Origin of the sequence: Caldimonas thermodepolymerans, from assembly GCF_015476235.1 — a bacterium.
GTDB lineage: Bacteria > Pseudomonadota > Gammaproteobacteria > Burkholderiales > Burkholderiaceae_C > Caldimonas > Caldimonas thermodepolymerans.
On sequence record NZ_CP064338.1, the window covers coordinates 3,243,935 to 3,264,162 of the forward strand.

The 20,228-nt window shown below is 65.8% G+C and carries 14 protein-coding genes, 2 tRNA genes and 3 rRNA genes; 8 read left to right on the top strand and 11 right to left on the bottom strand.

The annotated features are described in order from the left end of the window. Positions 1 to 34: 34 nt before the first annotated feature. A complete protein-coding gene (locus tag IS481_RS15270; protein WP_104358085.1) occupies positions 35 to 244 on the top strand; it encodes a dodecin in 210 nt (69 codons plus the stop codon). Here IS481_RS15270 and IS481_RS15275 read toward each other — a convergent pair. Further along, the gene (locus tag IS481_RS15275) at positions 228 to 482 is read right to left on the bottom strand and encodes a KTSC domain-containing protein (protein WP_104358086.1); all 255 of its coding nucleotides are present in this window, start codon (positions 480 to 482) and stop codon (positions 228 to 230) included. The genes IS481_RS15270 and IS481_RS15275 overlap by 17 nt on opposite strands. 115 nt (positions 483 to 597) lie before the next feature. On the opposite strand from IS481_RS15275, the gene fusA reads away from it, so the two are divergent. Beyond that, the gene (fusA, locus tag IS481_RS15280) at positions 598 to 2,649 is read left to right on the top strand and encodes an elongation factor G (protein WP_104358087.1); all 2,052 of its coding nucleotides are present in this window, start codon (positions 598 to 600) and stop codon (positions 2,647 to 2,649) included. 12 nt (positions 2,650 to 2,661) lie between these two features. On the opposite strand, the gene IS481_RS15285 is transcribed toward fusA, so the two are convergent. Next, on the bottom strand, positions 2,662 to 3,144 hold the full coding sequence (locus IS481_RS15285) for an Lrp/AsnC family transcriptional regulator (RefSeq protein ID WP_194963307.1): 483 nt from the start codon (positions 3,142 to 3,144) through the stop codon (positions 2,662 to 2,664). A 128-nt stretch (positions 3,145 to 3,272) separates the two neighbouring features. On the opposite strand from IS481_RS15285, the gene hppD reads away from it, so the two are divergent. From hppD to IS481_RS15300, 3 genes are all read left to right on the top strand, one after another. Continuing rightward, positions 3,273 to 4,379 carry a 4-hydroxyphenylpyruvate dioxygenase gene (gene hppD, locus IS481_RS15290; protein ID WP_104358089.1) on the top strand — a complete coding sequence of 369 codons (1,107 nt, stop codon included), beginning with the start codon at positions 3,273 to 3,275 and terminating at the stop codon, positions 4,377 to 4,379. A gap of 20 nt (positions 4,380 to 4,399) precedes the next feature. Then, the gene (phhA, locus tag IS481_RS15295; protein WP_104358090.1) at positions 4,400 to 5,299 is read left to right on the top strand and encodes a phenylalanine 4-monooxygenase; all 900 of its coding nucleotides are present in this window, start codon (positions 4,400 to 4,402) and stop codon (positions 5,297 to 5,299) included. A gap of 132 nt (positions 5,300 to 5,431) precedes the next feature. Then, on the top strand, positions 5,432 to 6,184 hold the full coding sequence (locus tag IS481_RS15300) for a hypothetical protein (protein ID WP_104358091.1): 753 nt from the start codon (positions 5,432 to 5,434) through the stop codon (positions 6,182 to 6,184). On the opposite strand, the gene IS481_RS15305 is transcribed toward IS481_RS15300, so the two are convergent. Genes IS481_RS15305 through IS481_RS15315 form a run of 3 tightly spaced genes read right to left on the bottom strand, consistent with a single transcriptional unit; the run spans position 6,088 to position 9,177 of the window. Continuing rightward, positions 6,088 to 7,032 carry an esterase/lipase family protein gene (locus IS481_RS15305; RefSeq protein WP_104358092.1) on the bottom strand — a complete coding sequence of 315 codons (945 nt, stop codon included), beginning with the start codon at positions 7,030 to 7,032 and terminating at the stop codon, positions 6,088 to 6,090. The genes IS481_RS15300 and IS481_RS15305 overlap by 97 nt on opposite strands. An 8-nt stretch (positions 7,033 to 7,040) precedes the next feature. Beyond that, positions 7,041 to 8,666: a GMC family oxidoreductase N-terminal domain-containing protein gene (locus tag IS481_RS15310; protein WP_104358093.1), complete on the bottom strand. Its 1,626-nt coding sequence runs from the start codon at positions 8,664 to 8,666 to the stop codon at positions 7,041 to 7,043. A gap of 4 nt (positions 8,667 to 8,670) precedes the next feature. Then, positions 8,671 to 9,177, bottom strand: coding sequence for a hypothetical protein (locus IS481_RS15315; protein WP_104358094.1), 507 nt, complete (start codon positions 9,175 to 9,177; stop codon positions 8,671 to 8,673). A 211-nt stretch (positions 9,178 to 9,388) separates the two neighbouring features. On the opposite strand from IS481_RS15315, the gene IS481_RS15320 reads away from it, so the two are divergent. The 3 genes from IS481_RS15320 to IS481_RS15330 are packed head-to-tail and all read left to right on the top strand — an operon-like array spanning position 9,389 to position 12,555. Next, complete coding sequence (locus IS481_RS15320; protein WP_104358095.1) at positions 9,389 to 11,098, top strand: long-chain-fatty-acid--CoA ligase; 1,710 nt, start codon at positions 9,389 to 9,391, stop codon at positions 11,096 to 11,098. Positions 11,099 to 11,110: 12 nt separating this feature from the next. Next, positions 11,111 to 11,638, top strand: a complete 528-nt coding sequence (locus tag IS481_RS15325) for a hypothetical protein (protein WP_104358096.1) — start codon at positions 11,111 to 11,113, stop codon at positions 11,636 to 11,638. Next, a complete protein-coding gene (locus tag IS481_RS15330) occupies positions 11,635 to 12,555 on the top strand; it encodes an MBL fold metallo-hydrolase (RefSeq protein ID WP_104358097.1) in 921 nt (306 codons plus the stop codon). Before IS481_RS15325 ends, IS481_RS15330 begins: the two co-directional genes overlap by 4 nt. A gap of 183 nt (positions 12,556 to 12,738) precedes the next feature. On the opposite strand, the gene rrf is transcribed toward IS481_RS15330, so the two are convergent. From rrf to ptsP, 6 genes are all read right to left on the bottom strand, one after another. Then, positions 12,739 to 12,851: ribosomal RNA gene (gene rrf, locus IS481_RS15335) — 5S ribosomal RNA — on the bottom strand. Between the two features lie 168 nt (positions 12,852 to 13,019). Further along, positions 13,020 to 15,895 (bottom strand): 23S ribosomal RNA (locus tag IS481_RS15340). Positions 15,896 to 16,187: 292 nt separating this feature from the next. Further along, positions 16,188 to 16,263: transfer RNA gene (locus IS481_RS15345), tRNA-Ala, on the bottom strand. 19 nt (positions 16,264 to 16,282) lie between these two features. Beyond that, positions 16,283 to 16,359 (bottom strand) — tRNA-Ile (locus tag IS481_RS15350). A 167-nt stretch (positions 16,360 to 16,526) separates the two neighbouring features. Continuing rightward, a 16S ribosomal RNA gene (locus IS481_RS15355) occupies positions 16,527 to 18,058 on the bottom strand. Together the 16S, 23S and 5S rRNA genes with 2 tRNA genes alongside form the textbook arrangement of a ribosomal RNA operon. A gap of 357 nt (positions 18,059 to 18,415) precedes the next feature. Continuing rightward, a complete protein-coding gene (ptsP, locus tag IS481_RS15360; protein WP_104357093.1) occupies positions 18,416 to 20,194 on the bottom strand; it encodes a phosphoenolpyruvate--protein phosphotransferase in 1,779 nt (592 codons plus the stop codon). Positions 20,195 to 20,228 lie beyond the last annotated feature (34 nt).

Consider the following 20,228-nt stretch of genomic DNA (forward strand, 5'->3'; position numbering starts at 1 on the left):
CTGGCTGCTCCCCCCCTCAGGAAGGAGCACGCCCATGAGCCACCATGTCTACAAGCACATCGAGCTGACCGGCTCGTCCACCGTCGGCACGGACGACGCCATCCAGCGCGCCATCGCCAAGGCGGCGCAGACGGTGCGCAACATCCAGTGGTTCGAGGTGACCGAGATCCGCGGCCACGTGGCCGAGGGCAAGGTCGCGCACTGGCAGGTCACGCTCAAGGCCGGCTTCACCCTGGAGGATTGAGGCCCCGTCCGGCACGTGCCCCCACGGGCGGCACGTCCACGGCCTCGTAGCGGTCGCGGATGCAGGCGTTGTAGTGGCGCCCGGGCGAAGAGGCCGCCCTGAGCGCCTCGTACGCCTCGGGCCGCACGTCCAGGTACTGGTAGCAGCGCCCGCTGGCGAACTCCACTTCCAGCCGCCGGCGGCGCGGGTCGTAGCCGACCGAACGCAGCACGGACGAGGCGATGCGATCCCGGTGCATGTCCCCGTGGCGGCAAGCCGCATGCCGCGACAAAGCCCTGTCGCGACCGAATCTTTTCCGCTGGCAGCCGTCCCCATCCCTTAGGCTGCCGGGGGATCGCCCCAGGAGAGCGCCCATGCCTTCGATCCCCTTCCTCGGGACCGCGTCGCTACGCACGCTGGCGCTGGTCGGTGCGGCCGCCAGCGGCAAGACCAGCCTGGCCGAGGCGCTGCTGCACCGCGCCGGGACGATCGGCGCCCCCGGCAGCCTGGAACGCGGCACGACCGTCAGCGACTTCGACCCGCTGGAGCGCAAGTTCCAGCACTCGCTGAATGCCTCGGTGATGCACCTGCACCACCGCGACACGCGCATCCACCTGATCGACACCCCCGGCTCGCCGGACTTCCTCGGCCAGTCCATGACCGCGCTGGAAGCGGTGGAGACCGCCGCGGTGGTCGTCAACGCGGTCGCCGGCATCGAGCCGATGACGCGCCGCATGATGGACTGGGCAGCCCGGCGCGGGCTGTGCCGGCTGCTCGTCGTCAACAGGATCGACGCCGAACGGGTCGACCTGCCTGCGCTGGTGGAGCGCCTGCAGGAGGCCTTCGGCAAGGAGTGCCTGCCGCTGAACCTTCCCGCCCGCGGCGGGACCGCGGTGGTCGACTGCTTCTTCCATCCGTCCGGCGAGGCGGATTTTTCGTCTGTGGAGCAGGCCCACCGCGCGCTGGTCGAACAGGTGGTCGAGGTCGACGCCGCATTCGTCGAGCGCTACCTCGAGGACGGCGACGTGGACCCGTCCGAGCTGCACGCGCCGCTGGAACAGGCGCTGCGCGAGGGCCACCTGATCCCGATCTGCTTCACCTCGGCGCGCCACGGCGCGGGGCTGGCGGAGCTGCTGGACGTGCTGGTGCAGCTGATGCCGAACCCGGCCGAAGGCAACCCGCCGCGGTTCCTGCAGGGCGAAGGCGCGCAGGCGCACCCGGTCGAGGCCCGCCCCGACCCCGACCGGCACGTGCTGGCGCACGTGTTCAAGGTCGCGATCGACCCCTACGTCGGCAAGATGGGCGTGTTCCGCATCCACCAGGGCACAGTCACGCGCGACAGCCTGCTCTACGTCGGCGACGGGCGCAAGCCGTTCAAGGTCGGCCACCTGTTCATGCTGCAGGGCAAGGAGCATGTCGAGATCCCGCGCGCCGGCCCGGGCGAGATCTGCGCGGTGGCCAAGGTCGACGAGATCCACTTCGACGCCGTGCTGCACGACGCCGCCGAGGACAGCCGCATCCACCTGCAGCCGCTGGACTTCCCCATCCCCGTGCACGGCATCGCGATCGAGCCGGTCCGCCGCGGCGACGAGCAGCGCCTGTGGGACCTGCTGCAGAAGCTGGTCGAGGAAGACCCGTGCCTGCGCATCGAGCACGTGGCCTCGACCAACGAGACCGTCGTCTACGGCCTGGGCGAGCTGCACCTGCGCGTGCTGCTGGAACGGCTGACCGAGGTGCACAGGTGCGAGGTCCGGACCCGCCCGCCGCGCATCGCCTACCGCGAGTCCATCACCCAGCCGGCCGAAGGCCACCACCGCCACAAGAAGCAGACCGGCGGCGCGGGCCAGTTCGGCGAGGTGTTCCTGCGCGTCGAGCCGCTGCCGCGCGGCGCGGGCTTCGAGTTCGTCGACCAGGTCAAGGGCGGTGCGATCCCCTCGCAGTTCATCCCGGCGGTCGAGAAAGGCGTGCGCCAGGCAATGGAGGCCGGCGTCGTGGCCGGCTACCCGATGCAGGACCTGCGGGTGATCGTCCACGACGGCAAGCACCACCCGGTGGACTCCAAGGAGGTCGCCTTCGTGACCGCCGGCCGCAAGGCCTTCGTCGACGCCGCGCTGAAGGCCCGGCCCATCGTGCTGGAACCCGTCGTCACGCTCGAGGTGAGCGCCCCCGAAGCCCACGTGGGCGACATCACCGGCGACCTGGCGGCCCGGCGCGGCCAGGTCAACGGCACGCACGCCAGCGGCGACGGCAGCATGACCGTGCTGGCGCAGGCGCCGCTGGCCGAGCTCGCCAGCTACCAGACCCGCCTGAACGCGATGACCGGCGGCCAGGGGCGCTACACCCTGGCGTTCTCCCACTACGACGTGGCGCCACCGGGGGTGCAGCAGCAGCTGGCCTCCCAGTTCCGCATGCGCGACGAGGAATGAGCGCGGCCGCGCTCAGACCGGCACCACGGTGGTGTTCTTGACCCGGTCCAGCACGAAGCTGGTCTTGCAGTCCTGCACGCTGGGGTGCTTGAGCAGCGTGTCCATGATGAAGCGCGAGTAGTGCGCCATGTCTTCCACGACCACGCGCAGCAGGTAGTCCATCTCGCCGGTCAGCGCGGCGCACTCGACCACCTCCGGCCAAGTCTGCACCGCGGCGCGGAACAGGTCCATCGGGTTGCGCTTGTGCGTCTCGGTGTGCTTTTCCAGCCGCACGTTGATGTAGGCGGTCAGCCCCAGGCCCACGCGCTCGGGCGGCACCACGGCCACGTAGCCGGCAATCGCGCCCTGCTCCTCCAGCCGCTTGACGCGGCGCAAGGTCGCCGAGGGCGACAGGTTGACCTGACCGGCAAGCTGGTCATAGGTCATGCGGCCGTCGACCTGCAGCGCTCGAAGTATGCGCCGGTCGATCGCATCAAGCTCCAATGGTGTCGTCATGGCGCCATTCTTGCACCATTTTTGCGTCATGTCCCGCGTGGGAAGGCAAATTGCAGGAAAACTGCGGGAAGCGCCACCTACAGTGCGCTTTGATCCAACTCAAACCACCCGACCCGCAGGAGACGGCCATGACTTTCACTCCCTGGGACAACCCGATGGGCACCGACGGCTTCGAGTTCATCGAGTACGCCGCTCCGGACCCGGTGGCCATGGGCCAGCTGTTCGAGCGCATGGGCTTCAAGGCCATCGCGAAGCACCGCCACAAGGACGTCACGCTCTACCGCCAGGGCGAGATCAACTTCATCCTCAACGCCGAGCCCGATTCCTTCGCGCAGCGCTTCGCCCGCCTGCACGGCCCCAGCATCTGCGCGATCGCCTTCCGCGTGCAGGACGCCAAGGCCGCCTACGAGCGCGCGATCTCGCTGGGCGCCTGGGGCTACGCCAACCAGGCCGGCCCGGGCGAGCTGAACATCCCGGCCATCAAGGGCATCGGCGACTCGCTGATCTATTTCGTCGACAAGTGGCGCGGCAAGAACGGCGCCAAGGACGGCGACATCGGCAACATCGGCTTCTATGACGTGGACTTCGAGCCGCTGCCCGGCGCCGAGCTGCACCCGGTGGGCCACGGCCTGACCTACATCGACCACCTGACGCACAACGTCTACCGTGGCCGCATGCAGGAGTGGGCCGAGTTCTACGAGCGCATCTTCAACTTCCGCGAGATCCGCTACTTCGACCTCGAGGGCCAGGCCACCGGCGTCAAGAGCAAGGCGATGACCAGCCCCTGCGGGAAGATCCGCATCCCGATCAACGAGGAAGGCAACGACAAGCCCGGCCAGATCCAGGAGTACCTGGACATGTACCACGGCGAGGGCATCCAGCACATCGCGCTGGGCTCGAGCAACATCTACGACACGGTCGACGCGCTGCAGATGAACGGCATCCGCCTGCTCACCACCAGCGCGACCTACTACGAGCTGCTGCCCAAGCGCATCCCCGATCTCGACGAGGACATCGCCGCGCTGCAGCAGCGCAACATCCTGGTCGACGGCCGCCCGGGCGAGCTGCTGCTGCAGATCTTCAGCGAGAACCAGCTGGGCCCGATCTTCTTCGAGTTCATCCAGCGCAAGGGCAACGAAGGCTTCGGCGAAGGCAACTTCAAGGCGCTGTTCGAGACCATGGAACTCGACCAGATGCGCCGCGGGGTCCTGAAGGTCGAACCCCAGCACACCTGATCCACGAGGAGGAGCACGCCATGCAGACCCCAGGCATCGATCACCACAGCGGTATCAACCTCGGCGTGCCTCCCGTGACCTACGGCCAGGGTGACCGGCCGCCGCGGGGCAACTACGCCGCGGCGCGCCCGGACTACACCTGCGACCAGGACTGGGCCGCCTACACCGAGCAGGACCACGACCTGTACCGCCGCCTGTACGAGCGCCAGGCGGCCCAGCTGCCCGAGCTGGCCTGCGAGGAGTTCATCGAGGCGGTGCAGCAGCTCGGCGCGCACGACCGCATCCCGCGCTTCGACGAGCTGAGCGAGCGGCTGTACCGCCGCACCCGCTGGGAAGTGGTCGCCGTGCCCGGGCTGATCCCCGAGGAGGCCTTCTTCAAGCTGCTCGCCGAACGGCGCTTCCCGGTCACGCACTGGATCCGCAGGCCCGAGGAGTTCGACTACGTCGTCGAGCCGGACGTGTTCCACGACCTGTTCGGCCATGTGCCGCTGCTGTTCAACCCGGTGTTCGCGGACTACATGCAGGCCTACGGCGAGGGCGGCCTGAAGGCCAGCCGGCTCGACGCCTGCGAGCTGCTCGCGCGCCTGTACTGGTACACGGTGGAGTTCGGCCTGATCCGCACCCCGCAGGGCGTGCGCGCCTACGGCGCGGGCATCCTCTCGTCGGCCGGCGAGCTGCGCTACAGCGTGCGTTCGCCGCAGCCCAGCCGCGTGCCGTTCGGCGTCGAGCGCATCATGCGCACGCGCTACAAGATCGACACCTACCAGGCCACCTACTTCGTGATCGACTCGTTCCAGCAGCTGTTCGACGCGACCGCACCGGACTTCGCGCCGATCTACGCCGCGGTGCGCGCGCAGCCGCCGATCGAGGCCGGCACCGTGCTGCCCGACGAGACGCGCATCCCGCCCGCGACCGCCTGATCCTCGCTGCACCGGGACGGCGCCCCCCATCGGGGCGATTGTCCCGGGCCCTTCGCGCGCCGAAACTGCATCCATGGCGATGCAGTTGTTCTTCCCGCGCCACGGCACGGGATGCCGCGAAGGAGGAGCGTCATGACGCCCCACCTGCACCACCGGTGCGTCCTGGCCTTGCTGGCGTCGATGATCCTGGCCCTGTGCATCGGGCTGCTGGCCTGGGGCCCCGTCGTGCCGCGACCTGTTCCCCATGCGCCACGGTTCACGGCCCTGTCCACGCTGCTCGGTGCGTTCGTGATGTGCGTCACGGGTTGGTGGGGCGTGCGGCGCGCGCCGGCGCCCGCCTGGTCGATGTTCTTCGTGACGGTGGTGCTCACGGGCCTGATGCTCGCCATCCACCACTGGCAGCACGGGGTCGCGGTGCAGGTCGCCGTCCACCTGTGCACCGGCTGGATGTGGGCGGCACTGAGTGCGGCGCTGCTTGCCGAACGGGTGCGCGAACGCTGGGCGCGCGTGACGCTGCTCGCCGGCTTCATGCTCGCGGCGGCCTCGGCCGCCCACTGGCTGGTCGGCCAGCTCGTCGACGGCCAGGGTGACCTGCGCGGCCAGCTGCTGTTGCAGAGCCTGCCGCTGCTGCTGCTCGCTGCCGGAGCCGTGCAACTGCCCGGGCGCTGGACCGGCCCGCGCGACTGGCATGTGGTGCTCGCCCTGCATGCCCTCGCGCTGCTCGTTCAGGCGCTGCGCGGCGGCGTGCCGCAGCCGCTGCTGTGGGGCGCGGCGGCGATGTGGCTGGCCTATCGCGTCGGCGGCGTGGCCCCGGCCATGTCGCTCTCGCACGACGACGCCGGCGCCTCCAGCCACGCCAGCACCTCGTTGACCACCTCGCGGTGAAACGCCATCCGCACGTGGGCCGTGGCGCTCACGTGCCGGTTGTCCGCGCCGGGCAGCGTTGCCGTCGAGGCAGGGAACACGACGTTGTCGCAGTGCCCGTAGAAGCAGGTGAAACGCCGGTAGCGCTGTGCGGGCTCCTGGCTCGCCAGCTGCTGGAGCCACGCGCTGTCCCGGCGCATCTGCCGCGCATTGGTCGTGCGTGCGTTGCGCGCCAGCACCGTGCCGCGGTGCGGCGTGCCGATCGTGAGGACCCGATGCACGCGGCGGTCGCCGTCGAAGTCGCGCATCCAGGCGCGGATCGCCAGCCCGCCCATGCTGTGGCCGACCAGCACCGGTGCGCATCCCGTGTGCTGCTCCAGCTGGCGCACCGCCTGCTCGATGACCGCGGCGTAGCGGTCGATGCTGCCGAACACCGGCTCCAGGTTCACCGCGACGAACGGGATGCCCCGCGCCCGCAGGCGACGCAGCCACGGCGTCCACAGCCCCCGGTTGCAGATGAATCCGTGCACCAGCACCACGCCGCGCCGCCCCGGCGCGCCGGGATCGTCCGGCACGGCGTCGGGAAAGAACGGCTGCCGCCAGCAGAACACCACCGGTGCGGTGAGCACCTCGCCCCACCAGGCGCGCAGCCGCTGCAGGCCGCTGGCCGCAGGGGCCGGGTCGTCACGGTTGACCCGGGCCGCGACCGCCATCTCCAGCCCCAGCACCAGCGCGTGAAAGCCCAGCACCAGCAGCGCACACACGACGGCCAGCACCGGCCGCCCGGCCGACGCCATCCAGCCGGCCCAGCCGAGGGCCGTGGCCAGCAGCACGAGGGTGAGCAGTTGCTGAAGGCGCGCCAGTCTCATGGTCGCTTTCAGGACGACGCCCCGCCCAGCACGACGTCGCGGCCGGCGAGGTTCTTCGCCAGCCGGGTGGCCAGGCGGTTGGCGAGCCCGTAGATCGACAGCTGCGGGTTCGCGCCGATGCTGGTGGGAAAGATCGAGCCGTCGTGCACGCTGAGGTTCCCGACCTGCCAGTGGCGTCCGTCGGGCCGCACCACGCCGAGCCGCTCGTCGCCGGCCATGCCGCAACCGCCCATCACGTGCGCGCTCACCACGCGCAGGTGCAAGGGTTCCATCGGCAGCGCCGCGATCGCCTCGCGCGCCTCGCGCCACGAGGCGTAGGGTCGCGCCTGTTCGTGCACCGGCACCACGGTGCGGGCACCGGCGGCGAACTGGAGCTCGGCCATCGACAGCAGCGCACGCCGCGCGCCGTCCATCACGTAAGGGCTGAGCGGATAGTCGAGCTCGGGCGAGCCGTCGCGGCGCAGCCGCACCTGCCCGCCCGGCGATTCGGGATGGAAGCCGTCGCGCAACAGCGCCAGCATCGCATGGGTGCGCGGGAAGCCCGCCAGCAGGCGCGCCTGGTCGCGCCCGTAGCCGGCCAGCGTCGAGGCGAAGATCACCGGGTGCAGCGGCGGCACCTCCAGCTTGTAGCCCATCGGCCCGTCGACCGGCTGGGTGTCGAGGAAATGGTCGCTGTACAGCGTCTGCGGCGCGCCCTGCCAGCCTGCCACCTCGTGGCCGAAGGTCGCGGCCGAGATCACCACCGGGTGCAGGCAGGTGCGCACTCCCAGCCGCCCGTGCGGATCGGGCAGCTCCGAGCGCAGCAGCAGCGCCGGCGAGTTGATCGCGCCGGCAGCCACCACGTAGTGGCGCGCGACGATGCGCGTCAGCGCCCCCGGCGCCGGATCGCCGTTGGCGCGCACCGGCTGGCACCATAGCGCCTCGATGCGCCCGCGCGCATGCTCGAAGCGCAGCGCGCGGGTTTCGACCAGCAGCCGCGCCCCGCCGTCCAGCACGGCCGGCAGCGTGGTCACCAGCATCGACTGCTTGGCGTTGGTCGGGCAGCCCATGCCGCACGCCCCCAGGTTCCAGCAGCCGTGCACGTTGCGCGGGATGGCCGCCACCGGGATGCCCAGCCGTTCGCCGCCGCGCCGCAGCACCTCGTTGTTCTCGTTGGGCGGGGCCTCCCACGGACCGATCTTCAGGCGCCGCTCGACCTGCTCGAACCACGGCTGCATGGCCTGCGGCGTCAGCTCGCGCAGGCCGTAGTGCTGCTGCCACCAGGCCAGGGTCTCGTCCGGCGTGCGGAACGAGCTGGTCCAGTTGACCGTGGTGGAGCCGCCGACGCAGCGTCCCTGCAGGATCGTGATCGCCTTGTCGGCCGTCTTGCGTGCCGCGCTTTCCTGGTAAAGCTGGGGATAGGCCTCGCTTTCGAGCTGGCGGAAGTCGCTGCTGCTCTTCAGCGGCCCCTCCTCGACGATCACCACGTCCAGCCCGGCCTGCACCAGCAGCTCGGCCGTGATGCCCCCGCCGGCCCCCGAGCCGACCACGACCACGTCGCACTCGAGCCGCTCGGGCAGCGGCGCATGGGCCCCGCCCAGCACGCGCCAGCCGCGGGCCAGTCCTGCACGGATCGGATCGGGGAATCGGCTCATCGCGTCAAGGTTCCGTGGGCCCCGGGTACCCCATCAGGGCCCAATGCCCGGGCACCGCGTAGAAGGCGGCATTGGTCAGGTCACGCAGCCCATGGTAGGCCTGCCGGCGCAGCGACAGCTTCGACTGGCGCAGCGCTTCGAGCGCCTGCTGCAGCTGCGCCACGCTCGCCTGCGTCCAGGGCGCAGTCAGGCCGGCCAGCGCCATGCGGCCAGCGGCCGTGCCCAGCAGGCCGAGCAGCTGCGACAGCTCGCGCTGCGTCGCGGCCGGCAACCCCATGATCAGCGCCTCGACGCGGTCGACCTGGGCCTGCAACGCGGCCTCGCGCATGGCGGCGTCTTCCGGCAGGCTGCCGTCGAGCACCGCGCGCGCCACCGCGTGCAGCACCTCGCGCGCCGGTGCGCCGAGGCGCCCCTGCTGCAGGCCGGGGCGCAGCAGCTGCGCCCCGCCGCCGGCCAATGCGAGCAGCACGGCCGAGCCGATGCCCAGACGAAGCAAGGTCCTGCGTTGCATGGGATCCAGTGTGGCAGTTTTTGCGCCCGTTGCGTCCGGTCACCGCGGTGCGCGAGGCGCGCCCACCGCGTCGCTGGAACCGCGCCGCGCGGGATGCGCTGTCCCCCGGGCGACACAGTGCGTCAATCGAAGGGGTCTTCCCGTTAGTGCAACTACCGTAGGCGAACGCTCGTTCGATGCGAACAATGTCCGCATGCTGAACCCTACGCCTATGCACGGAGACGGTGTGTACTCGTCCAAGCCCTGGTTGAAACATTACCCCCCGAACGTGCCCGCGGAGATCGACTGGCGGCAGTACGACTCGCTGTCCGACCTGCTCGAGGAATCCTTCCGCAAGTACGCGTCGCGCAACGCGGCGATGTGCATGGATGTCCCCATCACGTTCCGCCAGATCGAGGAGATGTCCTCGGCCCTGGGGGCGTGGCTGCAGAAGCAAGGCCTGCAGCGCGGCGCACGCGTGGCCATCATGATGCCCAACGTGCTGCCGTACCCGATCGCGATCGCCGCGATCCTGCGCGCGGGCTACGTGGTGGTCAACGTCAACCCGCTGTACACCGCGCGCGAGCTGGAGCACCAGCTGAAGGACTCCGGCGCCGAGGCCATCATCATCCTGGAGAACTTCGCCGCCACGCTGGAAGAAGTGATCGAACACACCGCGGTCAGGCACGTGGTGCTGGCCGCGATGGGCGACCTGCTCGGCTTCTGGAAGGGCGGCCTGGTCAACTTCGTCGTGCGCCACGTGCGCAAGATGGTGCCCGAGTACAAGCTACCGGTCGGCAACGGCCGCACGGTGACGCGCTTCAACGACGTGATCGCCGAAGGCAGCCGCCTGCACCTGAACCGCCCGCAGCTCGGCCCGGACGACGTGGCCTTCCTGCAGTACACCGGCGGCACGACCGGGGTCTCGAAGGGCGCGACGCTGCTGCACCGCAACGTGGTCGCCAACATCATCCAGACCGAGGCCTGGTTCAAGCCGGTGCTCGACCGCATCGGCGACAAGCAGCTCACCGTGGTCTGCGCGCTGCCGCTGTACCACATCTTCGCGCTGACGGTCTGCTACATGATGGGCGCGCGGCTGGGCATGATGAACCTGCTGATCCCCAACCCGCGCGACATCCCGGGCTTCGTGAAGACGCTGCAGAAGCACCGCGTCAACATGTTCCCGGCGGTCAACACGCTGTTCAACGCGCTGGCCAACGACCCCGACTTCGCGCGGCTGGATTTCTCCGAGCTGGTGGTCAGCAACGGCGGCGGCATGGCCGTGCAGCAGGCCACGGCCGAGAAATGGCTCAAGATCACCGGCTGCCCGGTGGTCGAGGGCTACGGGCTGAGCGAGACCTCGCCGGTGGTCACCAGCAACCGCCTCGACCTCAACGAGTTCACCGGCACCATCGGCCTGCCCTTCCCGTCGACCGAGGTCGCGATCCGCGACGACGACGGCAACGACGTGCCGATCGGCGAACCCGGCGAGATCTGCATCCGCGGCCCGCAGGTGATGGCCGGCTACTGGAACCGCCCGGACGAGACCGCCAAGGTCATGACGTCCGACGGCTTCTTCCGCTCCGGCGACGTGGGCATCATGGACGAGCGCGGCTACATCAAGATCGTGGACCGCAAGAAGGACATGATCCTGGTGTCGGGCTTCAACGTCTACCCGAACGAGATCGAGCAGGTCGTCAACCTCCATCCCGGCGTGCTCGAGTGCGCGGCCATCGGCGTGCCGGATGCCAAGTCGGGCGAAGCGGTCAAGCTGTTCGTCGTCAAGAAGGACCCGACGCTCACCGAGGACGACCTGATGGCCTATTGCCGCGACAACTTCACCGGCTACAAGCGTCCGAAGTACATCGAGTTCCGCGACGAGCTGCCCAAGAGCAACGTCGGCAAGATCCTGCGGCGCGAGCTGAGGAGCAGCAGCAACTGAGACAATGCCGGCATGGCTGTCTCCGATGCTTCCAATGCGGCCTCGCTGCAGGCCGCGTTCGCGCAGCAGGGCCTGAACCTGCCGGTCTCCGGCCCGTCGTTCGGCTGGACCATCCGCCTGCTGGCCGGCGCCTTCCTCGGCTGGGTCGCGCTCGCGATGGCGCAGCCCCCGGTGCGCGCCGGCTATGCCAGCCTCTCGCTCGGCATGCAGCTGCTGATGATCGGCTGCGTCCTCGTGCTGCTGGTCGGCTACTGGTACTTCTTCACCGGCCGCACGGTGCTCACCGAGGAAGGCATCAGCCAGAACTGGGCCTGGCGCAAGCAGATGCGCTGGGACGAAGTGAAGGCCGCCCGCTTCCTCGGGCTGCCCTTCCTGACTTGGCTGATCCCGCCGCGCCTCCTGCTGGTCTCCCACGCCGGCCGTCGCATCCTGTTCAACGGTGGCAATGCCGAGCTCCATCGCGCCTTCGCGCAGGCCACCGTCGCGCTGCAGTCGATGCGGCACGGCCTGCCGGTGCCCGTCAAAGGATCATCCCGATGAGCGCCGCACTGCCTTCGGGCATCACCGTCTTCGAACGCGGCTGGCTGTCGTCCAACAACGTGCTGCTGACCGGCGCGGACGACGAGCCCGCGATCCTGGTCGACACCGGCTACGTCACCCACGGCCCGCAGACGCTGGCCCTGGTACGCCATGCCCTGGCCGGCCGGCCGCTCGGGCGCATCCTCAACACCCACCTGCACTCCGACCACTGCGGGGGCAACGCGCTGCTGCAGCGAGAGCTCGGGGCGCCGGTGGTCATCCCGCCCGGCGAAGCCGACGCGGCACGGGCCTGGGACGAGTCGCGCCTCAGCTACCGTCCCACCGGGCAGCGCTGCGAGCGCTTTCGCGTCGACCAGATCCTGCACCCGGGCGACCTCGTCCGGGTGGGGGAGCGCACCTGGCAGGTCCTGGCCGCCCCCGGCCACGACCCGCATTCGGTCGTGCTGTTCGCACCTGACGAACGCATCCTGATCTCCGCCGACGCGCTGTGGGAACACGGATTCGGCGTCGTGTTCCCCGAGATCGAGAACCGCCCGGCATTCGCCGAGGTGCGCGCCACGCTGGACCTGATCGCGACGCTGAAGCCCGTGCTGGTGATTCCCGGTCACGGGGCGCCCTTCACGGACGCGGACGCCGCGCTCGAGCGGGCGTACCGCCGCCTGGACGGCTACGAGGCTGCCCCGGACCGCCATGGCTGGTACGCCGGCAAGGTGCTCGCCAAGTTCCACCTGCTGGAGGTGCAGCAGCAGCGACTGCCCGAGCTGCTCGACTGGCTGGCGCACACGCCCTACTTCCGCCGCATCCACGAGCGTTACTTTGCCGACGCCGACTACGGCGCCTGGTCGCAACGGGTGGTGGACGAGCTGGAGCGCGCCGGCGCCGTCGAGGTGCGCGACGGCGTGGTCTTCAACCGCTGAAGACGAAGCCCAACGCCGCTGCATCGGCCTCGGCAGCACTGCGTTTCCCCGGCCCATGCGCGCGGGCTTGCTGTCGTACCTGCGGTTCCCCGGCGGGAGGCTGGGGCGGTGTTTTTTTGGGGTCGTGTAAAAGCCTAAACCCCCTGCACTCGCTGGGAGTGAGGGGGTTTCGGGGGAATAACTGCCTGACGATGTCCTACTTTCACACGGGAATCCGCACTATCATCGGCGCTGAGGCGTTTCACTGTCCTGTTCGGGATGGGAAGGAGTGGGACCACCTCGCTATGGTCATCAGGCATAACCGGTCGCCACGCTGGTTTTCGGGCCAGCGCAGCCAATTCGCAGAGTCTGTATCAGCTGTCTTGATTGCGTCGCCAGAGGCGGTGCAGTTTCGCACCACCGCGGCATACATTGCTTACTCTTTCTGGTCCTTTGAGCCTTGATGCCAAGGTCCTCAAAGTTATAGGGTCAAGCCGCACGGGCAATTAGTACTGGTTAGCTTAACGCATTACTGCGCTTCCACACCCAGCCTATCAACGTCCTGGTCTCGAACGACCCTTCAGGGGGCTCAAGGCCCCGGCAAGACTCATCTTGGGACGAGTTTCCCGCTTAGATGCTTTCAGCGGTTATCTCTTCCGCACTTAGCTACCCGGCAATGCCACTGGCGTGACAACCGGTACACCAGAGGTGCGTCCACTCCGGTCCTCTCGTACTAGGAGCAGGCTCCCTCAATCTTGCAGCGCCCACGGAAGATAGGGACCAAACTGTCTCACGACGTTTTAAACCCAGCTCACGTACCTCTTTAAATGGCGAACAGCCATACCCTTGGGACCGGCTACAGCCCCAGGATGAGATGAGCCGACATCGAGGTGCCAAACACCGCCGTCGATATGAACTCTTGGGCGGTATCAGCCTGTTATCCCCAGAGTACCTTTTATCCGTTGAGCGATGGCCCTTCCATACAGAACCACCGGATCACTTAGTCCTACTTTCGTACCTGCTCGACTTGTCAGTCTCGCAGTCAAGCACGCTTTTGCCTATGCACTATCAGCACGATTTCCGACCGTGCCTAGCGTACCTTCGAACTCCTCCGTTACGCTTTGGGAGGAGACCGCCCCAGTCAAACTGCCTACCATACACTGTCCCCAACCCGGATCACGGGCCAAGGTTAGAACCTCAAACACACCAGGGTGGTATTTCAACGTCGGCTCCATGCGAACTGGCGTCCGCACTTCAAAGCCTCCCACCTATCCTACACAGATCTGTTCAAAGTCCAATGTAAAGCTGCAGTAAAGGTTCATGGGGTCTTTCCGTCTTTCCGCGGGGAGATTGCATCATCACAAACATTTCAACTTCGCTGAGTCTCTGGAGGAGACAGTGTGGCCATCGTTACGCCATTCGTGCAGGTCGGAACTTACCCGACAAGGAATTTCGCTACCTTAGGACCGTTATAGTTACGGCCGCCGTTTACCGGGGCTTCGATCAAGAGCTTGCACCCCATCACTTAACCTTCCGGCACCGGGCAGGCGTCACACCCTATACGTCGACTTTCGTCTTTGCAGAGTGCTGTGTTTTTATTAAACAGTCGCAGCCACCGATTCTCTGCGACCCCTTCCGGCTCCATCTGTACGACTTCACCTACTCGGGGCACACCTTCTTCCGAAGTTACGGTGTCAATTTGCCGAGTTCCTTCTCCAGAGTTCTCTCAAGCGCCTGAGAATACTCATCACGCGCACCAGTGTCGGTTTGCGGTACGGTCGTCTATAGCTGAAGCTTAGTGGCTTTTCCTGGAAGCAGGGTATCACTCACTTCGGCTGCAAGCAGCCTCGTTATCACCCCTCATCTAAGCCCGGCGGATTTGCCTACCAGGCACGACTACAGGCTTGAACCGGGACATCCAACACCCGGCTGAGCTAACCTTCTCCGTCCCCACATCGCACTATAGATCGGTACAGGAATATTGACCTGTTTCCCATCAGCTACGCATCTCTGCCTCGCCTTAGGGGCCGACTCACCCTACGCCGATGAACGTTGCGTAGGAAACCTTGCGCTTACGGCGAGGGGGCTTTTCACCCCCTTTAACGCTACTCATGTCAGCATTCGCACTTCCGATACCTCCAGCATCCCTTACGAGACACCTTCACAGGCTTACGGAACGCTCTCCTACCGCGCACGATTGCTCGTGCACCCGCAGCTTCGGTAACTGGCTTAGCCCCGTTACATCTTCCGCGCAGGACGACTCGATCAGTGAGCTATTACGCTTTCTTTAAATGATGGCTGCTTCTAAGCCAACATCCTGACTGTTTTAGCCTTCCCACTTCGTTTCCCACTTAGCCAATTTTAGGGACCTTAGCTGGCGGTCTGGGTTGTTTCCCTCTCGAGTCCGGACGTTAGCACCCGGTGCTCTGTCTCCCAAGCTCTACTCATCGGTATTCGGAGTTTGCAATGGTTTGGTAAGTCGCCATGACCCCCTAGCCATAACAGTGCTCTACCCCCGACGGTAATACTTGAGGCACTACCTAAATAGTTTTCGGAGAGAACCAGCTATTTCCAGGTTTGTTTAGCCTTTCACCCCTATCCACAGCTCATCCGCTAGTTTTGCAACACCAGTCGGTTCGGACCTCCAGCACCTGTTACGGTACCTTCATCCTGGCCATGGATAGATCACCTGGTTTCGGGTCTACACCCAGCGACTGAACGCCCTGTTCGGACTCGGTTTCCCTACGCCTCCCCTACTCGGTTAAGCTCGCCACTGAATGTAAGTCGCTGACCCATTATACAAAAGGTACGCCGTCACCCTTGCGGGCTCCGACTTTTTGTATGCATGCGGTTTCAGGATCTATTTCACTCCCCTCCCGGGGTTCTTTTCGCCTTTCCCTCACGGTACTGGTTCACTATCGGTCGATCACGAGTATTTAGCCTTGGAGGATGGTCCCCCCATCTTCAGACAGGATTCCACGTGTCCCGCCCTACTTGTCGCACGCCTAGTTCCACCACCAACATTTCTCATACGGGGCTATCACCCACTATGGCCGGACTTTCCAGACCGTTCTGATATGTCGATGGCTAAATCGTGCAGGCTCTTCCGATTTCGCTCGCCACTACTTTCGGAATCTCGGTTGATTTCTTTTCCTCGAGCTACTGAGATGTTTCAGTTCGCCCGGTTCGCCTCGACAGCCTATGTATTCAGCTGCCGATACCCTTGCGGGTGGGTTTCCCCATTCGGACATCTCCGGATCAAAGCTTGTTTGCCAGCTCCCCGAAGCTTTTCGCAGGCTACCACGTCCTTCATCGCCTGTGATCGCCAAGGCATCCACCACATGCACTTAGTCACTTGACCCTATAACTTTGACACCTCGCGGCATCAGATCAAGGACCGTCCGATCGATGGCTCGATCGGATCGAGTATGCGCGTTATGCCGTCCTTCAATCCCATTGCTGAGTTGAAGTCTGGTGACGCAATCAATTGTCGTTGGCGGCACGGACGTGCCATGAAGCACTTTCCGCCAACAACGCTGATTCGACTCTACGAATTGTTAAAGAACAACAGCCACTCTTGCGAGCCGCTCACGCCAGCCATCAGCAATGGCTCGCGTCAGCGTGCACAAGAAACTCTACAGAGAGCCCTTCAGTGGTGGAGGATGACGGGATCGAACCGACGACCCCCTGCTTGCAAAGCAGGTGCTCTCCCAGCTGAGCTAATCCCCCAAGTCAACACGTGAAGGATTGGTGGGTCTGGTTGGATTCGAACCAACGACCCCCGCCTTATCAAGACGGTGCTCTAACCGACTGAGCTACAGACCCTGACACCTTCTCGTGAGGCGCGAGTCTGCGGCCTCTCGCGTCAACCCAGGCTCTGCTCCAGCCTCTGCCAGGTTCACGCCTGCGCCGGTTCACGCTCACTCTCTCTGTCTGTCGTCACAACAACAGCCGATAAGTGTGGGCGCATGAATTTGAATGCTCTCTTCCAGAAAGGAGGTGATCCAGCCGCACCTTCCGATACGGCTACCTTGTTACGACTTCACCCCAGTCGCGAACCCTGCCGTGGTAAGCGCCCTCCTTGCGGTTAGGCTACCCACTTCTGGCAGAACCCGCTCCCATGGTGTGACGGGCGGTGTGTACAAGACCCGGGAACGTATTCACCGCGACATGCTGATCCGCGATTACTAGCGATTCCGACTTCACGCAGTCGAGTTGCAGACTGCGATCCGGACTACGACCGGCTTTCTGGGATTGGCTCCCCCTCGCGGGTTGGCTGCCCTCTGTACCGGCCATTGTATGACGTGTGTGTAGCCCTACCCATAAGGGCCATGAGGACCTGACGTCATCCCCACCTTCCTCCGGTTTGTCACCGGCAGTCCCATTAGAGTGCCCTTTCGTAGCAACTAATGGCAAGGGTTGCGCTCGTTGCGGGACTTAACCCAACATCTCACGACACGAGCTGACGACGGCCATGCAGCACCTGTGTCCAGGTTCTCTTTCGAGCACTCCCACATCTCTGCAGGATTCCTGGCATGTCAAGGGTAGGTAAGGTTTTTCGCGTTGCATCGAATTAAACCACATCATCCACCGCTTGTGCGGGTCCCCGTCAATTCCTTTGAGTTTCAACCTTGCGGCCGTACTCCCCAGGCGGTCGACTTCACGCGTTAGCTACGTTACTGAACAGCGAACCGTCCAACAACTAGTCGACATCGTTTAGGGCGTGGACTACCAGGGTATCTAATCCTGTTTGCTCCCCACGCTTTCGTGCATGAGCGTCAGTGCAGGCCCAGGGAGCTGCCTTCGCCATCGGTGTTCCTCCGCATATCTACGCATTTCACTGCTACACGCGGAATTCCACTCCCCTCTGCCGCACTCTAGCCGTGCAGTCACAAATGCAGTTCCCAGGTTAAGCCCGGGGATTTCACATCTGTCTTGCACAACCGCCTGCGCACGCTTTACGCCCAGTAATTCCGATTAACGCTCGCACCCTACGTATTACCGCGGCTGCTGGCACGTAGTTAGCCGGTGCTTATTCTTCAGGTACCGTCATCCCCCGGGGTATTAGCCCAGAGGATTTCTTCCCTGACAAAAGCGGTTTACAACCCGAAGGCCTTCTTCCCGCACGCGGCATGGCTGGATCAGGGTTGCCCCCATTGTCCAAAATTCCCCACTGCTGCCTCCCGTAGGAGTCTGGGCCGTGTCTCAGTCCCAGTGTGGCTGGTCGTCCTCTCAGACCAGCTACGGATCGTCGCCTTGGTAGGCCTTTACCCCACCAACTAGCTAATCCGACATCGGCCGCTCCAATAGCGCGAGGCCTTTCGGTCCCCCGCTTTCACCCTCAGGTCGTATGCGGTATTAATCCGGCTTTCGCCGGGCTATCCCCCACTACTGGGCACGTTCCGATGCATTACTCACCCGTTCGCCACTCGCCGCCAGGCCGAAGCCCGCGCTGCCGTTCGACTTGCATGTGTAAAGCATGCCGCCAGCGTTCAATCTGAGCCAGGATCAAACTCTTCAGTTCAATCACTTGAAACTCTCGGAATCGAAGTGAACTTCACTTCTGCTTCCGTGAGCGTTTGTGGAAACTCCTTGCGAAGCTCCCTATCTTGGCATCCGCCTTCAAACGCCCACGCTTATCGGCTGTTACTTGTTAAAGAACACTCACCGAACTCACCAGCCTTCGCTGCTTCGTTCGTCGCTGACTTGTCATCAGCAGAGAAGCGAGATTATGACGCGTTTTTTAAAACCTTGTCAAGCACTCCGCTCTCTTTTTTCTTCGCCGCCTCTGCCTCGCAAGCCCTTCCGGCTCAAGCGCTGCAGCAATCAGCGAAGAACGTGACTATAGCACCTTTTCAAAACGGTGCGCAAGTGCCCCGCATCAGTGCAGCTGGGCTGCCTCTCCCATGAAGGGGCGGTAGCACTCCTGCGGGTCGTCGCAGGCCAGCGCCGCGTCCAGCATCTGCGCGAGCTTGGCGGTGTCCGAGCGCAGGATGCGCTGCTTGACCGCGGCGATCTGCGACGGGTGCATCGAGAAGCTGCGCAGGCCCATCGCCAGCAGCAGCGGCGTGAAGGACGGGTCGCCGGCCATCTCGCCGCAGACGCTCACGCCCTTGCCGGCCTGGCGCGCGGCGCGGATGGTGTCGTGGATCAGGCGCAGCACCGCCGGATGCCAGGGGTCGTACAGATAAGAAACGCTCTCGTCGGCCCGGTCGATCGCCAGCGTGTACTGGATCAGGTCGTTGGTGCCGAGCGAGACGAAGTCGAAGTGGCGCACGAACAGCGGGATCGTCAGCGCCGCGGCGGGCACCTCGATCATCGCGCCGACCTCGACGTCGGCGAAGGGCGTGCCGGCGTCACGCAGCTGCTGCTTGGCGCGCGCGAGCGCCTCGAAGGTCTGGCGGATCTCGCTGGCGTGCGCCAGCATGGGGATCAGCAGGCGCACCTTGCCATAGGCGCTGGCGCGCAGGATGGCGCGCAGCTGCATGCGGAACATCGCGGGCTCGGACAGGCTCCAGCGGATCGCGCGCAGGCCCAGCGCGGGGTTGAGGGTGTGCTCGTGGCGCAGCTCGCTCAGCGACATGCGGTCCAGCGGCTTGTCCGCGCCGATGTCCACGGTGCGGATCGTCACGGGCAGCCCGTCCATCGCCTGCACCGCGGCGCGATAGGCCTCGAACTGCTCGTCCTCGCCGGGCAACTCGCCGTCGCGGTTCATGAACAGGAACTCGCTGCGGAACAGGCCCACGCCGGCGGCGCCGGCCCGCAGCGCGGCCGGGGCGTCCTGCGGCAGCTCGATGTTGGCCAGCAGCTCGACCGCCTCGCCGTCCAGCGTGACCGAGGGGGTGTGGCGCAGCCGCGCCAGCCGCTCGCGCTCGAGCTCGCTCTGGCGCTGGCGGAAGCGGTATTCCTCCAGCACGATCGGCGAGGGATCGACGATCACCACGCCGGCATCGCCGTCGATGATGACCCAGTCGTCCTGGCGGATCAGGCGGCTGGCCTCGCGCGCGCCGACCACCGCCGGGATGTCCATGCTGCGCGCGACGATCGCGGTGTGCGAGGTCTTGCCGCCGACGTCGGTGACGAAGCCCTTGAACACGCTCTGCTTGAACTGCAGCATGTCCGCCGGCGCGATGTCGTTGGCGATCAGCACCAGGGGCTCCTCGCCGCCCCAGTCCTGCTGGATCGGCTTGCGGGTGGCTGCCGCCAGCGCGGAGCTGCCGCCGCGCGCAAGCGCGCGCAGCAGGCGCTCGACGACCTGCTCGATGTCGGCCTTGCGCTCGCGCAGGTAGTCGTCGTCCATCTCGTCGAACTGGCGCGCCAGCACTTCCAGCTGCGCGGACAGCGCCCACTCGGCGTTGTAGTGGCGGTCGCGGATCCACTGCTTGGTCGCGGAGGTCAGCGACTCGTCGTGCAGCAGCATCAGGTGCACGTCCAGCAGCGCGCCCAGCTCCGGGGGCGCGTCGCCGGGCATGGCCTGCTTCAGGGACTCGAGCTCGCGGGCGACGAGGTCGCGCGCCTCGCGCAGCCGGCCGATCTCGGCCTCGACCTGGTCGGCGTCGATGAAGTAATGGTCCACGTCCAGGCGGCTGGAGGCCACCAGGACTGCCTTGCCGATGGCGATGCCGCGTGCGACGGGCAAACCGAAAACCTGGATCGTCATGAGCTGCATGCTAGCAGCGGCCGTCCGCGGCGAC

What these genes read in the sequence shown, in the direction of transcription:
- IS481_RS15270 (WP_104358085.1), top strand. Translation starts at nt 35, where the DNA reads ATGAGCCACCATGTCTACAAGCACATCGAGCTGACCGGCTCGTCCACC.
- IS481_RS15275 (WP_104358086.1), bottom strand. Translation starts at nt 482, where the DNA reads ATGCACCGGGATCGCATCGCCTCGTCCGTGCTGCGTTCGGTCGGCTAC.
- fusA (WP_104358087.1), top strand. Translation starts at nt 598, where the DNA reads ATGCCTTCGATCCCCTTCCTCGGGACCGCGTCGCTACGCACGCTGGCG.
- IS481_RS15285 (WP_194963307.1), bottom strand. Translation starts at nt 3,144, where the DNA reads ATGACGACACCATTGGAGCTTGATGCGATCGACCGGCGCATACTTCGA.
- hppD (WP_104358089.1), top strand. Translation starts at nt 3,273, where the DNA reads ATGACTTTCACTCCCTGGGACAACCCGATGGGCACCGACGGCTTCGAG.
- phhA (WP_104358090.1), top strand. Translation starts at nt 4,400, where the DNA reads ATGCAGACCCCAGGCATCGATCACCACAGCGGTATCAACCTCGGCGTG.
- IS481_RS15300 (WP_104358091.1), top strand. Translation starts at nt 5,432, where the DNA reads ATGACGCCCCACCTGCACCACCGGTGCGTCCTGGCCTTGCTGGCGTCG.
- IS481_RS15305 (WP_104358092.1), bottom strand. Translation starts at nt 7,032, where the DNA reads ATGAGACTGGCGCGCCTTCAGCAACTGCTCACCCTCGTGCTGCTGGCC.
- IS481_RS15310 (WP_104358093.1), bottom strand. Translation starts at nt 8,666, where the DNA reads ATGAGCCGATTCCCCGATCCGATCCGTGCAGGACTGGCCCGCGGCTGG.
- IS481_RS15315 (WP_104358094.1), bottom strand. Translation starts at nt 9,177, where the DNA reads ATGCAACGCAGGACCTTGCTTCGTCTGGGCATCGGCTCGGCCGTGCTG.
- IS481_RS15320 (WP_104358095.1), top strand. Translation starts at nt 9,389, where the DNA reads ATGCACGGAGACGGTGTGTACTCGTCCAAGCCCTGGTTGAAACATTAC.
- IS481_RS15325 (WP_104358096.1), top strand. Translation starts at nt 11,111, where the DNA reads ATGGCTGTCTCCGATGCTTCCAATGCGGCCTCGCTGCAGGCCGCGTTC.
- IS481_RS15330 (WP_104358097.1), top strand. Translation starts at nt 11,635, where the DNA reads ATGAGCGCCGCACTGCCTTCGGGCATCACCGTCTTCGAACGCGGCTGG.
- ptsP (WP_104357093.1), bottom strand. Translation starts at nt 20,194, where the DNA reads ATGACGATCCAGGTTTTCGGTTTGCCCGTCGCACGCGGCATCGCCATC.